Annotated in this window: 12 protein-coding genes and 4 pseudogenes; 13 read left to right on the top strand and 3 right to left on the bottom strand. The window is 69.0% G+C overall.

From position 1 onward, the window contains the following. Nucleotides 1-96 precede the first annotated feature (96 nt). Together ABZ910_RS29340 and ABZ910_RS29335 are read right to left on the bottom strand one after the other, a co-directional pair. Nucleotides 97-1,182, bottom strand: a complete 1,086-nt coding sequence (locus ABZ910_RS29340) for a hypothetical protein (RefSeq protein WP_361370630.1) — start codon at nucleotides 1,180-1,182, stop codon at nucleotides 97-99. Between the two features lie 990 nt (nucleotides 1,183-2,172). Further along, nucleotides 2,173-2,301 carry a hypothetical protein gene (locus ABZ910_RS29335; RefSeq protein WP_361370628.1) on the bottom strand — a complete coding sequence of 43 codons (129 nt, stop codon included), beginning with the start codon at nucleotides 2,299-2,301 and terminating at the stop codon, nucleotides 2,173-2,175. Nucleotides 2,302-2,687: 386 nt separating this feature from the next. Here ABZ910_RS29335 and ABZ910_RS29330 point away from each other — a divergent pair, with 386 nt between their 5' ends. Together ABZ910_RS29330 and ABZ910_RS29325 are read left to right on the top strand one after the other, a co-directional pair. After that, complete coding sequence (locus ABZ910_RS29330) at nucleotides 2,688-3,341, top strand: NAD(P)H-dependent oxidoreductase (protein ID WP_361370625.1); 654 nt, start codon at nucleotides 2,688-2,690, stop codon at nucleotides 3,339-3,341. Nucleotides 3,342-3,951: 610 nt separating this feature from the next. Next, entirely contained in the window at nucleotides 3,952-6,378 is a 2,427-nt protein-coding gene (locus ABZ910_RS29325) for a SpoIIE family protein phosphatase (protein WP_361370622.1), read from the top strand. Between the two features lie 237 nt (nucleotides 6,379-6,615). Here ABZ910_RS29325 and ABZ910_RS29320 read toward each other — a convergent pair whose 3' ends face one another. Beyond that, on the bottom strand, nucleotides 6,616-6,915 hold the full coding sequence (locus tag ABZ910_RS29320; RefSeq protein ID WP_361370619.1) for a hypothetical protein: 300 nt from the start codon (nucleotides 6,913-6,915) through the stop codon (nucleotides 6,616-6,618). Between the two features lie 308 nt (nucleotides 6,916-7,223). Between ABZ910_RS29320 and ABZ910_RS29315 the strand changes: the two genes are divergently transcribed. The 11 genes and pseudogenes from ABZ910_RS29315 to ABZ910_RS29265 all read left to right on the top strand — a co-directional run bounded on the left by ABZ910_RS29315 (nucleotide 7,224) and on the right by ABZ910_RS29265 (nucleotide 16,136). After that, entirely contained in the window at nucleotides 7,224-7,403 is a 180-nt protein-coding gene (locus ABZ910_RS29315; RefSeq protein ID WP_361370616.1) for a hypothetical protein, read from the top strand. Between the two features lie 51 nt (nucleotides 7,404-7,454). After that, nucleotides 7,455-8,012 (top strand): annotated as a pseudogene (locus ABZ910_RS29310) (dihydrofolate reductase family protein); the annotation flags it as partial. 1 nt (nucleotide 8,013) lies between these two features. After that, nucleotides 8,014-8,365 (top strand): annotated as a pseudogene (locus ABZ910_RS29305) (MBL fold metallo-hydrolase); the annotation flags it as partial. 205 nt (nucleotides 8,366-8,570) lie between these two features. Then, entirely contained in the window at nucleotides 8,571-10,247 is a 1,677-nt protein-coding gene (locus tag ABZ910_RS29300) for an FAD-dependent oxidoreductase (RefSeq protein ID WP_361370613.1), read from the top strand. Further along, nucleotides 10,244-11,695, top strand: coding sequence for an ATP-binding protein (locus ABZ910_RS29295; protein ID WP_361370610.1), 1,452 nt, complete (start codon nucleotides 10,244-10,246; stop codon nucleotides 11,693-11,695). The genes ABZ910_RS29300 and ABZ910_RS29295 overlap by 4 nt, the downstream gene beginning before the upstream one ends. Then, nucleotides 11,692-11,877, top strand: a pseudogene (locus ABZ910_RS29290) (UBP-type zinc finger domain-containing protein); the annotation flags it as partial. The gene ABZ910_RS29295 and the pseudogene ABZ910_RS29290, both read left to right, overlap by 4 nt. Nucleotides 11,878-11,979: 102 nt before the next feature. Further along, nucleotides 11,980-12,159, top strand: a pseudogene (locus ABZ910_RS29285) (transposase); the annotation flags it as partial. 524 nt (nucleotides 12,160-12,683) lie between these two features. Beyond that, complete coding sequence (locus ABZ910_RS29280) at nucleotides 12,684-13,553, top strand: TetR/AcrR family transcriptional regulator (protein ID WP_361370607.1); 870 nt, start codon at nucleotides 12,684-12,686, stop codon at nucleotides 13,551-13,553. A 188-nt stretch (nucleotides 13,554-13,741) separates the two neighbouring features. Beyond that, nucleotides 13,742-14,647, top strand: a complete 906-nt coding sequence (locus tag ABZ910_RS29275) for a 3-keto-5-aminohexanoate cleavage protein (protein WP_361370604.1) — start codon at nucleotides 13,742-13,744, stop codon at nucleotides 14,645-14,647. Next, nucleotides 14,644-15,648 carry a 3-hydroxyacyl-CoA dehydrogenase NAD-binding domain-containing protein gene (locus ABZ910_RS29270; RefSeq protein WP_361370601.1) on the top strand — a complete coding sequence of 335 codons (1,005 nt, stop codon included), beginning with the start codon at nucleotides 14,644-14,646 and terminating at the stop codon, nucleotides 15,646-15,648. The genes ABZ910_RS29275 and ABZ910_RS29270 overlap by 4 nt, the downstream gene beginning before the upstream one ends. Continuing rightward, on the top strand, nucleotides 15,645-16,136 hold the full coding sequence (locus tag ABZ910_RS29265) for a thioesterase family protein (protein WP_361370598.1): 492 nt from the start codon (nucleotides 15,645-15,647) through the stop codon (nucleotides 16,134-16,136). Before ABZ910_RS29270 ends, ABZ910_RS29265 begins: the two co-directional genes overlap by 4 nt. Nucleotides 16,137-16,316: the final 180 nt, after the last annotated feature.

Below are 16,316 nucleotides of genomic sequence, written 5' to 3'. Positions count from 1 at the left end.
TTCTCCTTGCCTGACGCGTCTGCCTGTTCGACGCGTCTCTTGTGGTTGTGCATGTTCGCGTTGCGACGCCACGTGGCACGCGCCGTCGCAACGTGGTCATTTGGTCGGGTAGCGCTCGTTCAGCCAGGCCAGAACCGCCTCGACGGCCCGAGTGCTGCCCGACTGCCCCTCCCCGCGCCGGTCGCCGCCAAGCTGCAGCAGGGCCTTGTCCGTTGCACCGCACTGGCGGTGGATCTCCTGGACGTCGGCGGGGAAAGCTGTGTGGTCCTCGGTGTTGTGGAGGACGAAGGTCGGCACGGTGACGTGCGCGATGGCCTCGGCCAACGAAGCCCGTGATGACAACCCCGACCAGGTGGACAGCCATGCCTCCGCCGTGACGCGGTGAGCGAGGTGGCCGCGCTGGTAGTTCTGCAGGTCAGGCCGGGGACCCAACGGCGATCCGACGGGTCCGGGGACCGGCTGGAGGGACGGGTCGCAGCTCACGGGGTCGGCGTCGGTGCGCGCGACCGCCATGTGGGTGCCGATCGCTGCACGGCGTTCCAGGCCGATCTGTTCGACGCGCGGTAGCTTCCTGAACCAGCCCGCGTGCACTGCCTCGGCAAGCCGGCGGCTCTCGTTGATCTGCCGGCGTGCCAGACCGTCCAGCCGGGCGACGCGCTCGCGTTGGGCCGCCCGGTATTCGTTGAGGAAGGCCGGACTGTAGTGGCTGGGCTCCGGCGGCTGCCTGAACCCGTTGGCGGGGTTGTACATGTCGAGGGCCGGGTCAGATGACAGCGGCTTCGTCTCGTCCTTGACGGAAGGGTCGATCAGGTTCATCAGCCGCCTGCCGTCGCCGAGATGAGGGGCCGTAAGGAGCAGGCCGCCGGCAGGTGGCAGGTCGAGGGCGTTGAGGTCGTAAGGAGTGCCACCGGGGGTGTGGGTCGGCCTGTCGGGTGGCGGAGTCTGCGCCATCGCCTGGTAGTAGCCGGCGTGGCTTCCCCCACTGCCGTTGCCGAGCAGTACGACATGTTCGTACCCGGCTCTCCGCAGTACGCGGATCCCCTCGGCGGTGTCCGCGAGCGCAGCCTCGAGTACGCAGTCCTCCCAGTTGTCCGCGTAGCGGCTTGCCCCGACGAGCACGGCGTAGCCCGATGCCAGTAGAAACGGCACCAGCCGGGACGGGTCGCCTCTGCGCGGGTGCACGCTGAAGAGCGCGCTCCGCTCGCCTCCCAGACTGTAAAGGGCCGCGCGAGAGACTGCGCCGTCCTCAGCGACCATGCGGATCACACGCCGGAGCGGAACCGTCGGGAGTCGTGCGGTCTCACCGCGGCAGGCCGCCGAGGAAGAGACGACCCGACTCTCGGGATGTTCGTCGAATTCGTCAGGGAAGGCCAAATCGGCGTACGACACGAATTGGGTCGCCAATAGGGAGACCATGATTCTCGTGCACTCCTCTCGGCTTCTCACAGGAGGGATAGCGATCCGGAAATTGAACGGTAGGACCGAGTGGTCGGGTGCACCGGCGGCGCCCGGCTTCCGGGCGGGCCGGCCGGCCCCGGCAGTGGCCCGGGCTCGCCCTGCCCCCGCGGCGGGGCCCACGGCCGATGTGGCCTCCCAGGGCCACGTGACCAGCATGTAGCGCATGACCTGCGGAATCGTCGGCCGACAGAGACGCTGGGGCGATCGTCGACATGGCCTTCAACTGGCGGCCCACGGTCACGTGCACGCGACATTCTCGCCTCCCTCACGAGCTCCGCTTCGTTGCGAGCGCCGCTACGGAAGGGATGGTAAGCACAGCCTTGACTCCAAATCAATAATTATTTTTGTTGACTAGGAGTCAAACAATACCCACGGATCCGTCCATCGCGATCACAGCACGCACCGTCGACGACGCATCGACAGACCACCGACCGCGATCAAGTGGCGCCGGCAGCGCAGGGGGGAGCCCCCGAGCTCCTCCCCCGGCCACCGGGCCTGCTGGCGCTGCACGATGCAGAGCCGAACCCCGTCGGGGTGGCCGTGCTTCGACAAGGGTCTGCCTGCACCCGTCCCGCGCGCCGCGGCACCAGCCACCGACGCCGTAGCGGCCATCCACTCCAGTTCCGTCGGCACTACCGACACCACCGAGCACGGGCACGCCTTTTCCCGACCAACGCGGCAACGCAGGCCGCTGGTGGGTGACTTAGCGATCAATCAGCCGGGCAGGGCGGGCCCTCCGAAGTCCGCCCGTTCCAGCCCCTGCGCGATGCCCGAGAGCAGCGCGACCACGTCGCCCCAGGCCCGCGCCGCTTTGATCCGAACCGGCGGCACGAACAACGTCATCCGGCACTGACATCGGCTTCCGCCAACCAGCCACCACGGATTCGTTCTGACGTCAGGCCAGCCACACCCATGTCGACGAGGAAGCAGCCCGCACGCCCTACCGGCCAGCCAGCCCGGGCCGGCACATGGCGCCCTCTCTGCAACTCGACGCACCCACCAGGCTTTCGCAGGCATGCGGGCATCGGCACCTTCTCGACACTGCCCTCAACTCAGCTTACGAAAAGTAAGTAACGCACCCCCTGTTTGTGCATCGCCCATGAAGATCGGAAGCTCACAGGGTGCTCGGCTACGAGGATCCCCCAGCTTTGGGTAGCTGAGTACGAATTGTCAGCCGGTGCGCTCATAGCGCTGTCCGGGCATCCCCATCTGCTTATCTGGAGCCCCTCATGGCCACCCTTCTCCACATCGACTCGTCCGTGTTCCCCGGCGACGCCTCCGCCTCCCGCGCCGTCACCGACGCTTTCCGCAAGGCCTGGCAGGAGCAGCACCCCCAGGGGACGGTCGTCTACCGCGACCTCGCCGCGCACCCCGTCCCGCATATCACCGCCGTGGCCCACACCGCCGGTTTCGTCGATCCGGGTGCGCATACCCAGGAGCAGGCGGCCGCCTTCGCCGAGCGCGTGAAGCTCATCGAGGAGCTGGAGTCGGCGGACGCCGTGCTGATCGGCGCACCGATGTACAACCTCTCAATCCCTTCGACCCTCAAGGCATGGCTGGACAATGTGATCCTGGCCGACCGCACTATCGCGACCGAGGACTCGAAGATCACGGGCACCCCGGTCACCGTCGTCGCCAGCCGCGGCGGCTCCTACGCGCCGGGTACCCCGCGCGAGGGCTACGAGTACGTACAGAACTACCTGCAGGCGGTCCTCGCCGACACCCTCGGCCTGGACCTCGACTTCATCGTCCCGGAGCTGACCATGGCCCCCCACAACCCGGCCATGGCCGAACTGGTCCCGCTCTTCGAGGCATCCCGCGAGCGCGCCCTGCTGGACGCGACCGTCAAGGGCAAGAAGACAGCGGAGCGCTCCGTGGCCTGACCCGTCCCTCACGGCCTACACCGCTGGCGCGCCGCGACCCTGCCCAGGACTTCCGTGGCGCGCCGGCGGGTCGAGGAGCATCCGCGCCGCCAAGCGGGTGGGCAGGCAAGAACTTCACCTCTTGCACGTTGGCATGTCGGCATCTCACGTAGGCGAGCAGGGTGCCTTCCGGAGCAGACGCGGTGTGTCGCCGTCGCCGCTAACGTGGCCGCCGACGCTCGTAGCGATGAATTGCATGCCGCGACCGTGGCCCGTTGCTGCGCGCCGACCGGGCGATGCACCCCAGGGGCGACCAGGAAGACCGCAGGTCAGCCGAAGCCGTGAACGGCGGAATTCCTCGAGGAGGTTAACACCCTCAAGCGGCAGGCGTCTCCACCAGGCTGTTCCACTCGACGCTCATTCACTCCAAAACCTGTGTCGCATATCAAATGGCAACACCGTGCTGACAGTGCCGGGGAGTTCACCTCGAGGTGCGCGCCTCTGCACGTCCCGGCCGCCCATTTCCCCTGTGGGCGCGTCATTGCCGACAGGCTCACCTCTCGCGCGAGAAGGGGCACAGGAGCACAATGAGATCAGCGCCTGAGACATGTTTTTGTGCAGGAGCCCTTGGATGGACAAGGTTGGCAGCAATTGTCACGGGCAGCGGTCACCTCTTCTCGACGTCGCGGCAGCGGTCGTAGACCGGGAGGGGAGAGTGATCCGCTGGTCGTCGACCGCGGCTGACCTGCTCGGCCGCGCGGCGCAGCAGGTCTGCGGCCGGCCGATCCGGGACCTTGTGGCCGAAGCCCCACCCACGTGCGCAGATGGCGGCGCAGGGCATCTACCCTCCGAGGGTGTCGTGCCGCTTCGCCTCGGATCAGGCGGCACCGTCGATGTGGACTTCCGGGTGCTGCCCCTGAACGGCACCGCCGACGAATACCTGGTCATGGCCGCCCCGGTCGGCACCACAGGCGACTGGGACATCGGTGGCTCATTTTTGCGGGCCCTGCTAGCCCAAGATCAAATGGGCATTGCAATTCACGACGCAGACATGAACGTGGTGCGGACGAACATCAGGTCGGAAATGTTTGAAGGGCCACCTCTTTTTCCAGGAACCCGCCTGAAGGATGTGATTATTGCAGAGGACGCCGAGATGATCGAGCTCCTGTTTCGGGAGGTGATGGAAACCGGGGTTCCATTCATCCGCAAGAGATTGGAAATCCACTCCTCGACGGTTACGGGACATCAGTGGGATCTCTCGGTGTCTGCATTCAGACTGCAGGACATCCACGGCACCCCCTCCGGCATAGCCGTGACCGTCAACGACACCACAGCGCAGCAAAGGATCCGACGACAGATGGATCTGCGGCACGAAGCCGCCCTGCGGATCGGCTCCCGTCTGGACGTTGTCAGCACCGCACAGGAACTGGCCGACGTGCTCGTTCCTGAACTGGGGGATCTCACCGCGGTGGACGTCTCCGACTCAGTACTCGTGGGTGACGAGCCTCGGAACATCATCGAGGGGATGCCCCCGCATCTGGTCCGGATCGCAACTTCATCAGGCTCAGAGGACTGGCCTCAAGGCCTGCCCGGAGCGGGGAAGACGCTGACCGAACCGTTCAGGGGCGCGCATATACACCAGCTCCAGCTGGGCCAGGCCCTGACGCTGGATGGTGAGGCCCTGGCCGATGCCCTCAGGGATCCGCGTGCAACCGAACGGCTCTTGCCCGTACTCGGGCATTCCGTCGCGGTCGCCCCGCTGCTCGCACGCGGTCGGCTGCTCGGCACCGTGTCGGTCTGGCGGACGAAGCGGCCGGATCCTTTGGACGACAGCGAACGGTCTTTGCTGACGGAGATCGCCTCACGGGCCGCTCTGGGTATCGACAACGCGCGGCGCTACACCCGCGAGCACCGCGCGGCGGCTGCATTGCAGGAACGGCTGCTGCCACGCGCCGAGACCGACACCGCCGGCCTGGAAACCGCAGGCATCTACCACCCGGCAGCCAGCGGTGTCGGAATCAGCGGCGACTGGTTCGACGCCATCGCCCTGCCCTCATTGCGGGTCGCCCTCGTCATCGGTGACGTCATCGGTCACGGGCTGTCCGCCACCGCCACCATGGGGCGCCTGCGCACCGCCGTCCAGACCTTCGCCGACCTGGAACTCGACCCAGCAGAGGTCCTCACGCGTGTCGAAGACCTGGTCCAGCGCTTGGCCGCCGAGACTCCCGACGAGCAGCGTGACGCTGTCGGCGCCACCTGCCTGTACGCCGTCTACGACCCGATAGCGGGTACCTGCACGCTGGCCAGTGCCGGACAGCCTCCCCCCGTCGTCGTCGGCCCGGACGGCACCGCGCGACACATCGATATCTCCCCCGGTCCCCCCTTGGGCGTCGGCGGTGTGCCGTTCGAGTCCAGCACAGTGACCCTGCAGGCCGGCAGCGTCCTCGCCCTGTACACCGACGGACTCTTCGGACTGGAGGGATACAACATCGTCCATGGGATGGAGCGACTCACGAACCGTCTTGCAGTCCTGACCGGATCCGACCAGAGCCTGGCCGCCATCGGCCGTGATCTCATTGGCGATCCCACCGACCGACCCTCACGCGACGACGTAGCACTTCTGCTGGCCCGCACCCGGATCATCCCCGAAGAAAACACGGCGAGCTGGCAGTTCCCCGCGGAGCCGGCTTCAGTCGCGGACGCCAGAGAATCTGTCACAAGGCAGCTGGAGCTCTGGGAACTGGATGACTTGGTCCTCAGTACTGAACTGGTCGTCAGCGAACTGGTGACGAACGCCATCCGGTACGCCGGCGGTCCGGTAGGACTGCGGCTCATCCGCGAGAATGTGCTGATCTGCGAAGTCGCCGACCCGAGTAATACCCAGCCACGCCTCCTCAGGGCCGCACCCACTGACGAGGGAGGAAGGGGACTGTTCATCGTGGCCAAATGCACCAGCCGCTGGGGCAGCCGCTACAGCCAGCACGGCAAGACCATCTGGACAGAACAACCCCTCGAAGGACTGCCCGACCAGATGATCCCCCTCTTCGACGTCGCATGACTGTGTCGGACTGAACGGCTGCCCTCGGTCCTTGTCGCCGAGCCAGTCGCGTGCGGCGAACGCGGCAGCCAGCTCGGCCGCTGCCCCGGCCCGGCCCTGGCCGAAGCGATCTCCTCCAGGGTCTAGGTCATGAGGCGGTCAAGTTCGTCGCCTGACGGGCGGCAACTCGGTTGAACGGCACCCTGCCCAGGTCCCGTTCTGCCCAGCCTCGACCAGCTCTCTCGTCCGGAATACCGTTCAGCGCACGGTTACGCCCCGCATTGCGAAGCGCAGCTCCTCGAACAGCTCACGCAGCTCGCTCGGCATGCGGGCAGCCACGTCCGCGCCCACCTCCAGCAGGAGCCGGACGCTGCCCCGGAACTCCTTGTCGCCAGTAGGCTCGCCCAGCATCCTCGCCACCTCGATCAACAGAACGGCGATGGAGGCCTCGACGTCCTCCGGGAGGCTGTCGAGGTAGACGTCGTCCTCGGTGAGCACGAGATCCACGATGCGGCGGGCGACTTCCCTGACGGACTGCGAACCGGTCTCGGACGGCACGGCCACCCCATGTCAGTCGGTGAGTGAGTCTTCCCCAACTTATCGAGAGTGCTTGCTAGTTGGGCTGACAGCGCGGTGTAGATCCTGGTAGGGGGGTGTCGACCAAGAAGAACCGTCTTCACCAGAGGCTTCGTGAGCTTACGCCGAACGCGCCCGCGTCCATCTCACCAACCAGGAAACCGCCGACGTGGTTTTCTCAACGAAATGATCTCGTGAGGTGACTCGGCCCAGGGGATCCCGCGAGTCGCGATGAGTCCTGCGGCGTCCGGCGGTCGTACTGTCGAACCCGTTGCCGAGGAGGATTTGTGATGCGCAGCGTGACCTATTCGATGGGCGTCTCACTTGACGGCTACATCGTCGGGCCGGACGGCGACTTCGGCTGGACGCCGCCCGACGAGGAGGTCTTTCGCCTCGCCACCGACGAGGTGCGAGAAGTCGGCGTCCACCTGTTGGGACGACGGCTGTACGAGACGATGCTGTACTGGTAGACCGCCGACCAGAATCCATCGCTCGACTTCTCGACGCTCGAGTTTGCCGCGATCTGGAAGTCGCTTCCCAAGGTGGTGTTTTCCACCACGTTGTCGGCGCTGCAGGGCAATGCCCGCCTGGCCTCCGGCGGCCTGGCGGAGGAGATCGAGCGGTTGCGAGCCGAGGCGGGAGAGGGTGACATCGCGATCGGCGGCGCGACCCTCGCCGCCGAGGCGGCCGCGTTGGGTCTGATCGACGAGTACCGGGCCAGGGTCTACCCGGTGCTGGTTGGCGGGGGCACTCCGTTCTTCCCCCGGCACGAGCGCCGGGTGGATCTCGAACTCGTCGAGACCCGCACCTTCAGCTCAAGAGTTGTCTACCTCCGCTACCGCGTGGCGCGCTAGCCCGAACGCGCCGACCTGACGGCCGACCGGGCCCGCCGCGGATCGGCCGGCGGTCGACCTCCAGCCTTCGACGCCGAACGCTACAAGGCCCGCAACGTGGTCGAACGCTGCCTCAGCAGGCTCAAACAGTTCCGGGCCATCGCCACACGCTTCGACGAACTGGCCGCCCGCTACCTCGACGGCCCCCGACTTGCCGCACTCATCCTCTGGCTCCGCGAGCCTGCCGGAAGATCCCGTCACCGCCCCCGAGGCTTTCCCGGCCGGGGGCGCCCTCGATCTGCCGGGCCGGCCCATCCCGGTGCACACCCCGGCCACACGGCCGAGCACGCCGTCTACCAGCTGCCCGACGCGGGCGTCGCCATCTCCGGTGACGCCCTGGTGAGCGGCCACGCCACGTCCCGCGTCGAGGGACCGCAACTGCTGCCCCGCATGTTCCACGACAGCCCCGTGCCCGCGCGACCGCCTCAATGGAACTGATCGCCGGCCTCGACGGCGACCTGCTCCTGCCGGGCCACGGGCCGCTGCACCGCGGCTCCGTACGGCAGGCAACCGAGCAGGCACCGGAGCGCGCGGCCTGACGTCCTCGCCCGTCCCGCTCCCCCGGTCCCCGGCGTCGATCGCCTCATACGGGCGGGAACCGCCCGGGGCCGGCCTTCACCGGGCGGCGCACACTCCGGCACACCCGGGCAAAGTCACCCAATCGCACATACGATGGGCGGGAACCGGTGCGGCGACAGGCGACGACACCGTCCCCTGGCTCCTCAGGCTCGGGGTGGAAGAGGTATGGCACAGGCCGCCGACGCAGCGCGAACCGTCATCATGACCGTGGACGACGATCCGGGAGTCTCCCGCGCCGTCGCCCGGGACCTGCGGCGCCGCTACGGCGAGGCGTACCGGATCGTGCGCGCGGAGTCCGGCCCGTCGGCACTGGAGGCACTGGGCGAGCTGACCCTGCGCGGCGACCTGGTGGCCGTGATCCTGGCGGACTACCGGATGCCGCAGATGAACGGCATCGATTTCCTGGAGCAGGCCCTGGACCTGTGCCCGGACGCCCGGCGGGTGCTGCTGACCGCATACGCGGACACGAACGCGGCGATCGACGCGATCAACGTCGTGGACCTCGATCACTACCTGCTCAAGCCCTGGGACCCTCCGGAGGAGAAGCTCTATCCGGTGGTGGACGACCTCCTCCAGGCGTGGCGCACCCGTGACCGCCGGCCCGTGCCCAGCACCAAGGTCGTCGGGCACCGCTGGTCGGCGCGCTCCTCGGAGGTGCGCGAGTTCCTCGCCCGCAACCAGGTGCCGTACCGCTGGTACTCGGTCGACGAGCCGGAAGGACAGCGGCTGCTGGCCGCGGCCGGGCGGGACGGGCAGCGGCTGCCACTGGTGATCACCCCGGACTGCACGGTCCTGGTCGAGCCGGATGCTCCCCAGCTGGCCGCGCACGTAGGCCTGGCGACGACGCCGACGGCGGACTTCTACGACCTCGTCGTCATCGGCGGCGGCCCGGCCGGACTGGGCGCGGCCGTGTACGGGGCGTCGGAGGGGCTTCGGACGGTGCTGGTGGAGCGGTCGGCGACAGGCGGCCAGGCCGGGCAGAGCTCCCGGATCGAGAACTATCTCGGCTTCCCCGACGGCGTCTCCGGCGCCCAGCTCACCGAGCGGGCCCGGCGGCAGGCCGCCAGGTTCGGCGCCGAGATCCTCACCGCGCGCGAGGTGACAGCACTGGAGGTCAACGGGGCGGCACGCGTCGTACGGTTCGCGGACGGCTCGGCCATCGGGGCGCACAGCGTGATCCTGGCGACCGGTGTGCAGTACCGGCAGCTGGCGGCGCCGGGCACCGACGACCTGACCGGCTGCGGGGTGTTCTACGGTTCGGCGCTGACCGAGGCCGCCGCCTGCCAGGGCCACGACGTGTACATCGTCGGCGGCGCCAACTCGGCGGGCCAGGCGGCGATGTACCTGTCCCGGCACGCCAAGTCGGTCACGCTGCTGGTGCGCGGCCCCGACCTGTCCGCGTCGATGTCGTACTACCTGATCCAGCAGATCGAGGAGGCCCCCAACATCTCGGTGCGCCGCCACACGGTCGTCGAGGAGGCGCACGGCTCGGACCATTTGGAGCAGCTGACGCTGCGGCACCGGCTGACCGGGGAGCGGGAACGGGTCGACGCCGAGTGGATGTTCGTGTTCATCGGAGCGGCCCCGCTGACCGACTGGCTGGACGACACGGTGCTGCGCGACGAGCGCGGGTTCATCCTGGCCGGCCCCGACCTGACCGCGGACGGCCGGCCGCCGCCGGGCTGGGAGCTGGACCGGCCGCCGTACCACCTGGAGACCAGCGTTCCCGGCGTGTTCGTGGCGGGCGACGCCCGCGCCGAGTCAGCCAAGCGCGTCGCGTCCGCCGTCGGAGAGGGGGCCATGGCCGTGATGCTCGTCCACCGTTATCTGGAGCAGTCATGAACAGGCCACAGATGCCGTGCAACCCGGAGGAGATCGGCTCGCTGTTCCTGTTCGAGCAGCTCGCGCCGCAACAGCTGGGGCGGTTGTGCTCCGAAGGGCGGGTGGAGCTGTTCGAGCCCGGGCCCGTGTACGCCGAGAGTGACCCCGCCGACTGCTTCTACGTGATGATCGAGGGCACCGTCGTGCTCTCGCGCCGGGTCGGCGACGACGACGTGGAAGTCTCCCGAACCTCGCAGCGCGGGGTGTACGGCGGTGCCGTTCAGGCGTACCTCGGGGACCGGGTACGTCAGGTCTACAACAACTCGATGCGGGTGACGGAGCCGACGCGCTTCTTCGTGCTGCCCGCCGACACGTTCGCCGCCGTCATGCAGGAGTGGTTCCCCATGCCGGTGCATCTGCTGGAGGGGCTGTTCTTCGGTTCCAAGAGCGTGCAGGCGGCCATCGGCCAGCACGAACGGCTCCTGGCGCTCGGCTCGTTGTCGGCCGGTCTCACGCACGAGCTCAACAACCCAGCGGCGGCGGCCGTCCGGGCCACCGCGACGCTGCGGGAAAGGGTGGCCAAGATGCGGCACAAACTGGCCGCCCTCGCCGAAGGCCCCTTCTCCCGCGAGATGCTGGAAGATCTTGTGGAGATCCAGGACCGAACCGCCGAGCGCGTCGCCAAGACGACCGCCCTCGGCCCGCTGGAGACGGCCGACCGGGAGGACGCGCTCGCCGACTGGCTGGAGGACCACGGCATCGACCACGGCTGGCAGCTCGCGCCCGCCTTCGTGCAGGCCGGGCTCGACACCGACTGGCTGGAGCAGGTCGCGACGGCGGTAGACGAGGAGATGCTGTCCGGCGCGGTGGGCTGGCTCAACTGCACCGTCGAGACGGAATTGTTGATGAACGAGATCGAGGACTCCACCACCCGCGTCTCGGCCCTCGTCGACGCGGCCAAGCAGTACACGCAGCTGGACCGGGCGCCCTACCAGGTCGTGGACGTGCACCAACTCCTCGACAGTACGCTGCTGATGCTGTCGGGCAAGATCGGACCGCGGATCGAGGTCGTCAAGGAGTACGACCGAACGCTCCCGCGGATCCCCGCATACCCGGCGCAGCTCAATCAGGTGTGGACCAACCTGCTCGACAACGCGGTCTCCGCCATCAACAGCGCAGGCGGGCAAGGCACGTTGACGGTCAGAACGGCGCTGGTGGACCACGAGCGGGTGCTGGTCGAGTTCCGTGACACCGGTCCGGGCGTCCCCCCTGAGATCCGCAGCCGCGTCTTCGATCCCTTCTTCACCACCAAGCCGCTGGGCCAGGGCACCGGGCTCGGGCTGGACATCTCCCGGCGGATCATCGTCGACAAGCACCGCGGAAGCCTCCAGTTCGAGTCGGAGCCGGGCGACACCCGCTTCCAGGCCCTGCTCCCCCTGACCGCCGAGACACCCGGGGAGCCCTCATGAGCACCGATGCCGCGATCGGTCCGAGCGTCCCCCCGAGCGGTACCGGCTGCGTGGAGTGCGAGGCGGCCGGCGGGTGATGGTTCCATCTGCGGCGCCGTGCGCGGTGCGGGCACAGCGGCTGCTGCGACGACTCCCCCGCCCAGCACGCCACCGCGCACCAGAAGGCCACCGGGCACCCGGTGTGTTGGCGCTCCTGTCAGAACTTGCCCATGTGCTCCACTGTGCGGTGCCCTAGCTGCTGGCTGAACGTCGCACAGAAGCCGGCGGAGAGTGGTGGCCCCAAGCTGGTCAACAGCCTCAAGGGGGTCTCCGCCCGCCGGATACGGCAGGAGTTCACCGGCCGGATCAACCGCGCCGTCATGCACGGGCACCTGTGGTCGCCCTCGTATTTCTCCGCATCGTGCGGCGGAGCACCATTGGCGATCGTCCGTCAGTACATCGAGCAGCAACAACACCCGCTCTGAAGCGCAGGTCAGAACAGTCTTGAGATGCATTCATCCCCGGCGTGAACGCCGGGGCTTTCTACAAGAGTCCCGGTAAAACCCGTCACGGGACAGCTCGCGGGTGATCAGACCCTCGGTGACCATCCAGGCAACCATCCGCTCCGCAAGCGGACCGGCTTCCTCACCGGTCACCTCGACATCGACGATCCGCTCATAGCAGTCCCCCATTGCCTCCCGCTCCTCTCAGTCAGTCAGTCAGTCACAGATCACTGTGACACCCCTCTCCCGGCATCGCGCGCAGCAGATCGGCGCTTGCCTCGGTGGGATTCTCTTCGGCGGTGCGGTCTCGGCAGTGTGCAGGACGGGGGCGCGAGCTGGTGCTGGTGGCGGTGGGGCCGGACGGCAGGAAGGGTGCGGAGGGTCGGACGCCCTTGCCGTTGCGCTCCTGACTGATGAGAAAGTCAGGAGCGCAATGCCTTACGGAACAGGCTGATTGTGGATACCTGTGTTGAGTTTTTCTCAACACGTGGTTAGGGTCGTGGCTCGTGGAAACCGAGGACGTCTCCGGCGCCGCGCAGGCCGCCGACACCGCAGCCCGGGTCCGTGAGGTCATCGCGGCCGCGGGCGTCAGCCAGCGTGAGTTCGCGCGCCGCATCGTCATGGATCCCTCCAAGCTGTCGCGTTCGCTGAGCGGTACCCGCCGCTTCACGGCCGCGGAGCTGGCGCGGATCGCCGACGAGGGAGGCCTGGATGCGGGCCTGCTGCTCGGTACGCGCGCCGCAGGTCGGCCGGCGGCCACCCCCGCCGCGCCGGTCGAGGGCGGGCGGCCGCTGCAGATCGTCCGTGAGACGGTCCGGCTCATCGCCGAGCACGGTTTCCACGCGGTGCGGGTCGCGGACATCGCGCGCGCCTGCGCCACCAGCACCGCCGCGATCCACTACCACTTCCCCGGCCGCGCCGATCTCCTGGAGGCGGCGGTGCGCTGGTGTATGGACGAGGACACCGCGCGCCGCGCCGCCCGGCTCGCCGAGGCGGACGACGCGGCGGCGGAGCTGCGTCAGCTCATCGCCCTGCAGACGCCGCGCACCGATCAGCAGCGCCGCCAGTGGGCGGTCTGGCTCGACCTGTGGGCCGAGGCCGCACGCTCCACCGCGGTGGGCCGGCTGCACACCGAGTACTACCAGCAGTGGCGCGAGACCGTCGCCGACGTCGTCAGGAGAGGCGTCGCACAGGGGGTGTTCCGCGCGACGGTCGCTCCCGAGGCGGCGGCGCTGACACTGACCGCCCTGATCGACGGCCTCGCGACACAGGTACTGGCGTCCGGCACCACCGGTGCTGATGGTGCAGAGGGTGCGGATGCCATGCATGCGGCGCTGGAGGCACACATCAGGTCCGCGCTCCTGGTGGCCCCGTAGGGGCCTGCCAGGGGGCGCTGGGCGGTGTCCGCGCGCGGCTCCGCCCTGTGATCGCGACCGGCTACGACGAACCCGAACCCGAACCCACGAACAAGCGACTCGCCCCCGACGGTGCGAGGGACACGGGGCTCCGCCCCGGACCCCGCTCCCCGAACGCCGCCAGGGGCTGGATTTTGGGAGGCCCCCACATGCCCGTCACCGAGAACGTCATCGTCACCTGCGCCCTGACCGGCGCGGGCGACACCGTCCGCAAGAGCCCCCACGTACCGGTCACCCCCGAGCAGATAGCCCGCAACGCGGTAGAGGCGGCCGAGGCGGGCGCGGCCGCCGTCCACATCCACGTGCGCGATCCCGAGACCGGTGCCCCCTCCCGTGACCCGAAGCTGTACCGGGAGGTCGTGGAACGCATCAAGGAGACCGGCACCGACGTCGTCATCAATCTGACCGCCGGCATGGGCGGCGACCTGGTCATCGACCCGGACGACCCACTCGCGGGCTTCCCCCTGCCCGGCACCGACCTCGTCGGCGGCCTCGACCGCCTCCCCCACGTCGAGGACCTACTCCCCGACATCTGCACGCTGGACTGCGGTTCGCTGAACTTCGGCGACGGCTCGAACCTGTACGTCTCCACACCCGACATGCTGCGCGCGGGCGCCAAGCGCGTCCAAGACCTCGGCGTGCGGCCCGAGTTGGAGATCTTCGACACCGGCCAACTGTGGTTCGCCAAGCAACTGCTCGCAGAAGGGCTGCTCGACGACCCGACGGTGTTCCAGCTGTGCATGGGCATCCCGTGGGGCGCGCCGGCCGACCCCGGCGTGCTGCAGTCGATGGTCAACATGCTTCCGGAAGGCGCCCGTTGGGCGAGCTTCGCGCTGGGCCGGATGCAGATGCCGTGGGTGGCGCAGTCCATCCTGCTGGGCGGGCATGTGCGGGTCGGCCTGGAGGACAACCTGTATCTGGGCAAGGGCAACAAGGCGACCAACGCCCAGCTCGTGGAGCGCGCGGTGACGATCACCGAGTCGATGGGGGCACGCGTCGCGACGCCGGACGAGGCACGCTCGATGCTCGGCCTGAAGAAGGGGGACCGCCGATGACCTCCCCCACCACACCCACCAACCCGACCTCCCCGGCCGCCGCTCCCGTCGCTCCCGAGGACGTACGTCGTGTCGCCTGTGTCGGCTCCGGCGTGATCGGCGGCGGCTGGGTCGCCCACTTCCTGGCCCGCGGCTACGACGTGACCGCCTGGGACCCGGCGCCCGACGCCGAGGACAAGCTGCGCAGGCTCGTCGCGGCGGCGTGGCCCGCCCTGACGCAGCTCGGTCTCGCCGACGGCGCATCCCCGGACCGCCTCACGGTCGCCGACACGCTCGAACAGGCCGTAGCCGACGCGGAGTTCGTGCAGGAGAGCGCGCCCGAGGACCTGGACCTCAAGCGTGATCTGCTGGCCCGCCTGGACGCGGCGACCCCGGCGGGCGTCGTGATCGCCTCATCCACGTCGGGCTACCCGATGACGGACATGCAGACCACGGCGGCCGATCCGGCGCGCCTGGTCGTGGGGCATCCGTTCAATCCGCCGTACCTCATCCCGCTGGTCGAGGTCGTCGGCGGCGAGCGCACTGACGCGCCGGCCGTCGCATGGGCCGCGCGCTTCTACGAGGCCGCGGGCAAGACGGTGATCACGATGGACCGGGAGGTCCCGGGGTTCATCGCGAACCGGCTCCAGGAGGCCTTGTGGCGGGAGGCGTTGCACATGGTCGCGAACGGTGAGGCGACGGTTCAGGAGATCGACACCTCGATCACCGAGGGCCCGGGGCTGCGGTGGGCGTTCATGGGCCCGATGCTGACGTTCGCGCTGGCGGGCGGCGAGGGCGGCATGGCGCACATGCTGGACCATTTCGGCCCGTCGCTGAAGTCACCGTGGACCAGACTCCAAGCACCGGAGCTGGACAAGGAGTTGTACGACGCAGTGGTCGCCGGCTGCGACGTGGCGGCCGACGGACGCAGCATCGCCGAGCTGGTGGCGCTGCGCGACCAGGGTGTCATCGACGTACTGCGCGCCACCGGCCGCCTGGAGCGCAAGGCGGACCCGCGATGACCGAAGCACCGAGCCGGCTCCCGCTGCTGCACCGCAGGGTCCGCCCCGAGTGGATCGACTACAACGGCCATATGAGTGAGGCCTTCTACGTGCTCGCGTTCGGCCACGCCACCGATGCCCTGATGATCGAGACGGGGCTGCACTCCGCCTACCGCGAGTCGACGGGCTGCTCCCTCTACACCGTCGAGTCGCACATCCGCTATCTGCGCGACGTCCCCGAGGGCGCCCATCTCGCCATCCGTACACGGGTGTTGGGAGCCGCGGCGAAGAAGGCGCGCTTCACGCACGAGATGTACGTCGTGCCGGACGAGACGACGGACCCCTCCCCCGAAGCCACCCCGGTGGCGACGACCGAGCTCCTGGCCGTCCACGTCGACCAACAGGCTGGCCAGGCAACACAGTTCCCCGGTGATGTCCGCGACCGCTTCACCGCACTGGTGGAACCGGCACCCCAGTGGGCGGGACGCTCGATCGCGCCGGTGGCCTGAGCAGCGGGCGGGACGCGCAGGCTCGGCGGAGTGCGGGGGCCTCCCCCGCGCCGGCGCCGCGGGGCGCCCCCCCCCCGGGGGGCGGGGAGGGGGGGGGGGGTAACGCGGGGGGGGGGACCCCCCGGCCGGGGCCCGCCCCCCCCGGCCCGGCCCGCGCGGCGGGGGGGGGGTTTGGACGCG

This window comes from Streptomyces sp. NPDC046805 (genome assembly GCF_040645355.1).
Taxonomy (GTDB): domain Bacteria; phylum Actinomycetota; class Actinomycetes; order Streptomycetales; family Streptomycetaceae; genus Streptomyces.
The sequence above is the reverse complement of the archived record's forward strand: the minus strand, read 5'-3'. Positions and strand labels throughout refer to the sequence as shown.